The organism is Borrelia coriaceae, from assembly GCF_023035295.1.
Classification (GTDB): domain Bacteria; phylum Spirochaetota; class Spirochaetia; order Borreliales; family Borreliaceae; genus Borrelia; species Borrelia coriaceae.
Map to the genome: position 1 here is coordinate 21,391 of NZ_CP075091.1, position 7,105 is coordinate 28,495.

Here is a 7,105-nt window from a genome sequence, read left to right on the forward strand (position 1 = left end):
CCTTTAAATAAAGAGACTAAATACAAAAAAAGGGAAACAACTCGCACATAGAGCAATGTCCCCCTCAAATGACTTTATTATTTAATTTACTTATCTTTTATGATTTATTTAACAACAGTAACAGCTTCACTAATTATAGGAGCAGCCTCAGAACTAATGTTCATTGCTTCTTTAACTGTCTTAAGCCCCTTATCAATTGTTTTCCTTATTGCCATAGTCAAAGTATCTAATACCTTAGTTACTGCACTTACTGCTGCTCCCTTAACTACATCAACAGCCTCAAGTGTAGCAGAATGACTAGTATTAGCAAATTTACCACCCTTAGCCATTGCTCTTAATACAATGGCTCCTGCTATAATCGCATCATTTTTATTATCCAACCCATTATTAATCTGAGCATTATTGGACTTACTCTTAGCTAACGCAGCAGCATCACCATTATCTTTAATCATAGCTTGTAATATGTCAGCACCTGTTACTGCTCCAACAGCTTTTGTTGCTGCATCGGCTGCGGCCTTCTTTGCATTGTCAGCAGCAGCACCAGCATTGTCAGTAGAAAATAATTTACCTGCTTCACCATCAGTACCATTTCTTGCTTCAAGAGTTTCAGCCTTTTTGTTATCCCCAGCAATAGGATCACCTCTATCTTTAAGTACTACACCTACAATTGACTTAATTCCATTTACCAGGCTATTAACCCCATCTCCAGCAGCACCTTTAGCATTTCCACTTGCACCACCAGGAGCAACATTACCAATTAGTTCACTAGCATCAACACCTTTTAAAGCCTCACTAACAGTCTCAGCTCCTTTAATTATCTTATCAAGTGTATTAGTCACTAAGTTATTTACAGCAGTCTCTGTTCCAGAAAGATTAGGATTACCTTCTTTTTTCATGTTCTCAACAATTGTATTAAGCTTACCTTTAATTCCTTCTACAGTTTCTTTTACTTTTTTAAAATAATCTCCAACCTTACACTTTGTAGTAGTCTTATCAAAAGCTAAAACACCACCAAGTGAATCCCCAAAAGAAGTGAAGATAGATAAGAAGTCATTACCTAAATTAGCAAGTGAGGATAAGAATTGATTTTTCTTCTCAAGGTCTTCCATTCCATTATTACAAGAAAGGAATAAAGAGATAAATAATGTTGCACAAATATTTCTTACTTTAATATTTTTAATATTTATTTTCATATATTACGTGCACCCTTTTACTCTATCCTTCAAACAAGTCTATTTAGTTAACGTAAACCTTATTAAATTTTAATTAGTTCTTACCTTAATGTGCTTCACTACTAGTATCTGAATATTATATCATTTCAACAGCTTTTATTAATCTCTCTAGAGTGCTACCTACTGTTTGCCTAATTACTTAGCCTAGTAGTACTAATACCTTAGTCACTGCACTTGTTGTTGAGTGAACATCTTGATCGACAAAAACATCACTGGTTGTCTTTGCCTGTAACACTATATCTTTAATGCCCTATATTAGATTATCAACAGCAATATCTATAGTAACATTACCAAGGATGATTATAAATACTAATAGGCCCCACTAACAGTCTTAGCACTTTGTACTATCTTATCAAGTATTCGATAAAGATATTGCATTTCAACCGCTATTTTCCTAGTACTTATTTTTGTTTATTTTTATTGATTTGATACTACTATAATGTGTTTACCAAGGATATTTTTATTATAAATGGGTTTACTTTTTAACGAAGATTGCATTATCATAATAGTTAGTAGCAAATTCACAAATTAGGAGATTAAATATGAAGAGTACAAAAGAATACCAACACAAATTAATCGTTTTAATATCTACACTAAGTTACATAAATTCAAAATCCAAACAATACACTCAAAGCAACATACTTTATTACTTTAACAACAATATGAAAAAAAATGATCAAAAAGAAGTTAAACTTAAAACACTACAAAGCTATCTTTATAAATTAAGCAAGATATTGGGAGTGACAATCAATTATCACAGACATTTGGGTGTGAACATGGGAACCGAAATTCATTACAAACTTAAATACAATAAAAAAAAATGCTACCGTATAATAAACAAATATTTCAAAGAAAAAAAAGAGGAGAGACACAAAAATCGTGTCAATTCATATTTCAAAAAGAATTACAATAAAAATAGTAGTGTAGAGAAATGGGAGTGTTATAATAATATTAATAATAAAATAGAAGAAAGACAAAAAAACGCAAAATATATAGAAGAACTACAAATAGAAAAATACGCCAAGAAATGTCATTTTAGATCAAATGCTTTCTTATCTATTTTAAACCTAGAAGTAGGAAAATTTTTTAAAATAGAAGCGTTAAAGGCGATTAAAGTAGCCGAAAACAACATACACAGAAAGACTGACAATACTAGAACAATAAGTAAACTAAAATTTAAACAGAAACAATTAAATAAAATATTGGATAAAACAAAGACTAATCTAAAAAATGAAGGGTATGAAAGCAAACAGTTAACAGTACAAATACAAAAAATATATGAAAAATATAAGCACAAACCACACTTTATCATAGAAAATGACAAATACAATGATCTAGCAAAGGAAATAGAAAATCTTAGGAAAATAGTTGAATATACCAAAAAGAATAAAAAAGAAGATAAAAAGAATATTAGAGACAATGTATTTAGCATACTTCTTGAACAATTAAAACACAAAGTGGATATTAGTATTTTAATACCAATATTAAAAAATTATTTAAATGAACAAAACAGATTAGAATATTGCAAAGTAATTAATAAGCATTACTATTACGAGTTATTGAGGACAATAAGTAATAATAAAGATTATTTACGATCAGTAAAATCTGATAAAGTTACCAGTTAAGGATCAGTAATGGAAAATGTATTGGAACGTCTCAAAAAAAAGAAACTAGAGATTAAGGAAAAAAGGAACAAATCCATTTTTTTACATATAGAGAATAATAACAGCAGAACATTATATCATACAAAGGTTATGACAGATTTTTACACATTTGCCATCAATAAAAACCAACAGCATAAATTTTTCATCGCCTTTAGAGGATTATTTGATAGAGAAAAAATAAATGAATTTCATTTGTTTTCTCTAAGAGACAATGATAGATTTTTAGGAATTTTTTATGGATATAGAAAACCAATAAAAAACGTGATTAGAAAATACGAAGAAAATGGTATCATGAAGGCATCCAAGTTTTCTAAAATCTATTACATAGAATTTAGATTTAAAAAAGGTAGCGTGTTTTGTTATCTTATAGGAATTGCTTATTTGCTTAGAAAAGAAAAAGCTAATAAAAAGTACTACAACTCTTTAGTTGAAACATTTTTGAGACTGGAGGAACAAGTATACGATTTTTACAATAAAAAGTTACCAGATGGAGGTCTTATAAATAAATGGATACGAAAAAACCAAAAATAATAACTATTGCATCAATTAAAGGCGGTGTTGGAAAAAGTACAAGTGCTCTTATATTTGCAACTCTTTTGGCAAAAGAATATAAAGTTCTTCTAATCGACATGGATACTCAGGCTTCAGTTACTAGTTATTTTTATGATCAATTAGAAGCCCAAAATTTGGACCTTACAGAACGCAATATTTATGAAGTATTAATTGATAAAATCAATATAAATGCGCCAATTATTAAAATAAGTGATAATTTAAGTTTATTGCCAAGTTATTTAAACTTACATTTTTTTCACAATGACAATATTGCTTTTAAAGAGTTGAGATTCAAACAAAGTTTAAAGTTGTTACATCGTGTGTATGATTATATAATAATTGATACAAGTCCTAGTTTGGATATTATTTTAACCAATGCCTTAGTTTGTAGTCATTATATAATAGTCCCAATGACAGCTGAGCGATGGTCGTTTGAAAGCTTAGAGATATTAGAATTCTTTTTAAGAAAATTAAAGTTTAATATACCCGTTTTTGTTTTGGTAACCCGGTTTAAAAAGAATAATACTCGTAAGAATTTATTGGTCATGATAAAAGAAAAAGTTGATTTTTTGGGAATTGTATCTGAAAGGGAAGATTTAAATAAGAGAATTGCACAAAATGATGCTTTTGATTTGAACAAAGATTATATAAAAGAATATCAGAAGGCTATTTACGAGTTTTTCCGTAGTACGGAAAAAATAAAGGAGATTAATTGTGAATATTAAAATAACCAAACGTGTTATTGAAAATAAACATCAAGATTTAATTAATTTAGAGGATAAAAACAAAATAGCAAAATATTATCTTTCTCTGAAAGAGAGATTAGTATTCAATTTTCAAAAAGAAATACTTAATAAAATAGAGAGTATGAAGATTTTAAAAGAGATAAAAGATAATGAGTATTATAAGTTGGATGGATATAAAAGTTTTGAAGAATTTACTAAAAATTATAGAATTGCTAAAACACAGGCTTATGAATATTTAAAAATAGCAAACGCTATGGAAGCAGGTTTGATCGAGGAACAAGATATTATTGAAAATGGTATCCATGATATTATCCTCTCTTTGAGGAATAAAGAAGGAATAAATATTAGACAATCAAGACAAGCTTTAATAAAACCATTAAAATTGCAACTTAAAAGTCAAGAAAGTTATGATTTTTATAGGCAAGATTTAAACTTTGCAAGTTTCTTAATGGATGAATTATTTAGAAATAAAAAAGATTTGCTTGGAGAATTTATGAAAAAATTTAAAACTTTTAAAGTCTAAGTGTAAAAAGGATTTGTAAATAATTTAGCATATAGAATATATAAGACAGAAAGTTTAGTGATTTAGTTGTTAAACAAGATGTTTATTGAAACAATGGTAGATTTTATTTTACTTCATAAGTAAAGCTTTATAATAGGAAAGATAAAATTATTGATGTAAAAATATTTTATAAGAGGACATGTCCAATTTAGAGGAAAATTTATTTAACTAAGTATAAAGTGATCATTCAATATTATTAGGAAACTAAGGATAGTTGATTTTGTTTTGGATTTATTGTAAGATAATGACCGTTAGTAGTGCTATTCATTTTAGGACTACCTAATTTGTGAATGACATTATAGAGCTTTTAGAGCTTGATTAAGCATTCTAAGAAGAATGTTTGATTAAGCTCTAAAATTTTGTATTTCTATATATTGATTTTTATAGATCAGTATATAGAAATACAAATATAACAAAAGATAAAATGAAAAATATAAGTTGTATCTTAGATTAAGATTTGAAAATATATAGGTTTATAATAAAGAAGAATATTTTAAATATATTATTAATGACTTTATTTTTACTTTTTAGGTGCAGGTTTGGCAGTCAGGATATTGATATGCTTACGATTTTTTTACCTTTATTATTAATTTATGAAAAGGTCTCTTAGATATTTTTCCTTTTTTGAGCGATATATGGATATACTTAACATCCGTCTTAATGTCAAGTATATCCATCTTTTTGGAGAGTATTTCATTAACATTGCTGATACTATAACATCTGTTATACATCAATTAAATATATAAGTTGCTAATGGTGGTAATTACGCCATAGTTAAAATGGTATTTAATAAATTTATCGATGAGATATTAGAGAATATTGCATGATATGTTAAAAGAGTATTTGGAGGTGGTACGGGTAGATATTTTATTGGGAATATAAAAGGGTAGATGATTCTATGATAACAGATATTTCAAGTTTTAATTTGCTTGTTAAAGGTATTAAAATTATTATTTATCGTTGTGTGGCAAGAGGATAAAGCAGCTGCTATCAAGATTAGAGAAACTGAACAAGAATCAATTGGTAAGTTTTTGAGTTGAGAGTCGAATGATGGAATAGAAGTACAAGTTGTGGCCTAAAGTATGTCAATTAAGGTCATAAATTGCGTTGGTATTCTTTAACTTATTGCTAAATTTGGTGAAGTTGAAATTGAAGTTGGGATTATAACAATAAAAGAAGCTGTAGATATTAATAAATAAGTAAATATTGTGATGGTAAGATCGAAGTATACCAGTTAGTAACTGGGTTAAGAGTAAGGTTTGATGCATTAAAAAATATTTGTTTATATTGCTTTGAGTTGTCTTAGGAGTTTTATTTCAAATAACACAAAAGATATATAAATATACTGAATAGATAAAAAGTTTTTTAGGTCAATTTTACTTATTTGAATATAAGTGTTAATAAAATTCCTATAAAGATAGTAATAATAGTTCCGAACATCCAATGATGTATTTTTGATGTGCTTTTAAATTCAGATAAGGCTTTATTAAGGTTGTTATCAATTTCTATTTTGTTAATTTCAATGTCTTTTCTAATAAGAGAAACCTCATTGATAACAAATGTAATATCAGATTTTAAGTCATTTTTAATGTTATCAATCTTTACGTTAAGATTATTTTCGACAATATCTATTTTTTTATCAAGTTCGTTAAATTTAGTGTCAATCTTTACATTAAGATTGTTTTCAATAGTGTCAATTTTTTTATCAAGCTCATTAAATTTGTTATCAATTTTATTATCAAGATCAGTTTTGATTGCTTTAATTTCGGATTGTAGACTTGCTTCAACCTTTTCAAGTTTTATATCAAAGTTTTCTTTTAAAAATTCAATATCTTTAAAAGTGAGTTCATTTCGGTAATATCTGTAAGCTAAATCGTCAGCAATATCTCTATTAATGCCAGCTTTCATAAGTTCATTTAAGACCATTTGTTGAGTAATGACTGGTTGGGGAATTCCCATAATAATCTCCTTATAATATATTATACAGTATTTTGATAGGGATTGATAGATGATGGTGTAATAGATTAGAGGATAAAAAGTATTTATTTTAGTTTTGTACTATTTGATATTAAGAAGTAATTTTGTTAGGATTTATTTTGAATTAGTCAGTGGCAGATCTATTTATAGAAAAAATATCAACTTTGGTATATTTTAAGTGCAACTATTGTATATTTTTGAGGCAACTATGTTCATTTTAGGTACAACTCGTAAAAATAAAAAATGTTAAGAGACAACTTTGTTCATTTTCATGTCAACTATGTATAGAATTGAGGTAACTATGTATTTATTTGAGGAAACTTTGTTCAATATTATTAGCCAAACACTTATGTACTAATAACAAATTATATA

General features: G+C 27.4%; 6 protein-coding genes. 4 read left to right on the forward strand and 2 right to left on the reverse strand.

The genetic code is table 11. From position 1 onward, the window contains the following. Positions 1-104 precede the first annotated feature (104 nt). Positions 105-1,193: a variable large family protein gene (locus bcCo53_RS07350; protein ID WP_025408721.1), complete on the reverse strand. Its 1,089-nt coding sequence runs from the start codon at positions 1,191-1,193 to the stop codon at positions 105-107. Between the two features lie 581 nt (positions 1,194-1,774). Between bcCo53_RS07350 and bcCo53_RS07355 the strand changes: the two genes are divergently transcribed. Genes bcCo53_RS07355 through bcCo53_RS07370 form a run of 4 tightly spaced genes read left to right on the forward strand, consistent with a single transcriptional unit; the run spans position 1,775 to position 4,717 of the window. Next, entirely contained in the window at positions 1,775-2,857 is a 1,083-nt protein-coding gene (locus bcCo53_RS07355; RefSeq protein ID WP_025408722.1) for a plasmid maintenance protein, read from the forward strand. Positions 2,858-2,866: 9 nt separating this feature from the next. Next, a complete protein-coding gene (locus bcCo53_RS07360) occupies positions 2,867-3,427 on the forward strand; it encodes a DUF226 domain-containing protein (protein ID WP_025408723.1) in 561 nt (186 codons plus the stop codon). After that, positions 3,403-4,173 (forward strand): ParA family protein, encoded by a 771-nt coding sequence (locus tag bcCo53_RS07365; RefSeq protein ID WP_025408724.1) that lies wholly within the window; start codon positions 3,403-3,405, stop codon positions 4,171-4,173. The genes bcCo53_RS07360 and bcCo53_RS07365 overlap by 25 nt, the downstream gene beginning before the upstream one ends. Then, positions 4,163-4,717, forward strand: coding sequence for a chromosome replication/partitioning protein (locus bcCo53_RS07370; RefSeq protein ID WP_025408725.1), 555 nt, complete (start codon positions 4,163-4,165; stop codon positions 4,715-4,717). The genes bcCo53_RS07365 and bcCo53_RS07370 overlap by 11 nt, the downstream gene beginning before the upstream one ends. A 1,419-nt stretch (positions 4,718-6,136) precedes the next feature. Here the strand turns inward: bcCo53_RS07370 and bdr are convergent. Next, positions 6,137-6,715 carry a Bdr family repetitive protein gene (gene bdr / locus bcCo53_RS07375; RefSeq protein WP_025408726.1) on the reverse strand — a complete coding sequence of 193 codons (579 nt, stop codon included), beginning with the start codon at positions 6,713-6,715 and terminating at the stop codon, positions 6,137-6,139. Positions 6,716-7,105: the final 390 nt, after the last annotated feature.

Excerpts from the sequence above, each read along its gene's own strand:
- bcCo53_RS07350 (WP_025408721.1), bottom strand. The coding sequence starts at position 1,193 with ATGAAAATAAATATTAAAAATATTAAAGTAAGAAATATTTGTGCAACA.
- bcCo53_RS07355 (WP_025408722.1), top strand. The coding sequence starts at position 1,775 with ATGAAGAGTACAAAAGAATACCAACACAAATTAATCGTTTTAATATCT.
- bcCo53_RS07360 (WP_025408723.1), top strand. The coding sequence starts at position 2,867 with ATGGAAAATGTATTGGAACGTCTCAAAAAAAAGAAACTAGAGATTAAG.
- bcCo53_RS07365 (WP_025408724.1), top strand. The coding sequence starts at position 3,403 with ATGGATACGAAAAAACCAAAAATAATAACTATTGCATCAATTAAAGGC.
- bdr (WP_025408726.1), bottom strand. The coding sequence starts at position 6,715 with ATGGGAATTCCCCAACCAGTCATTACTCAACAAATGGTCTTAAATGAA.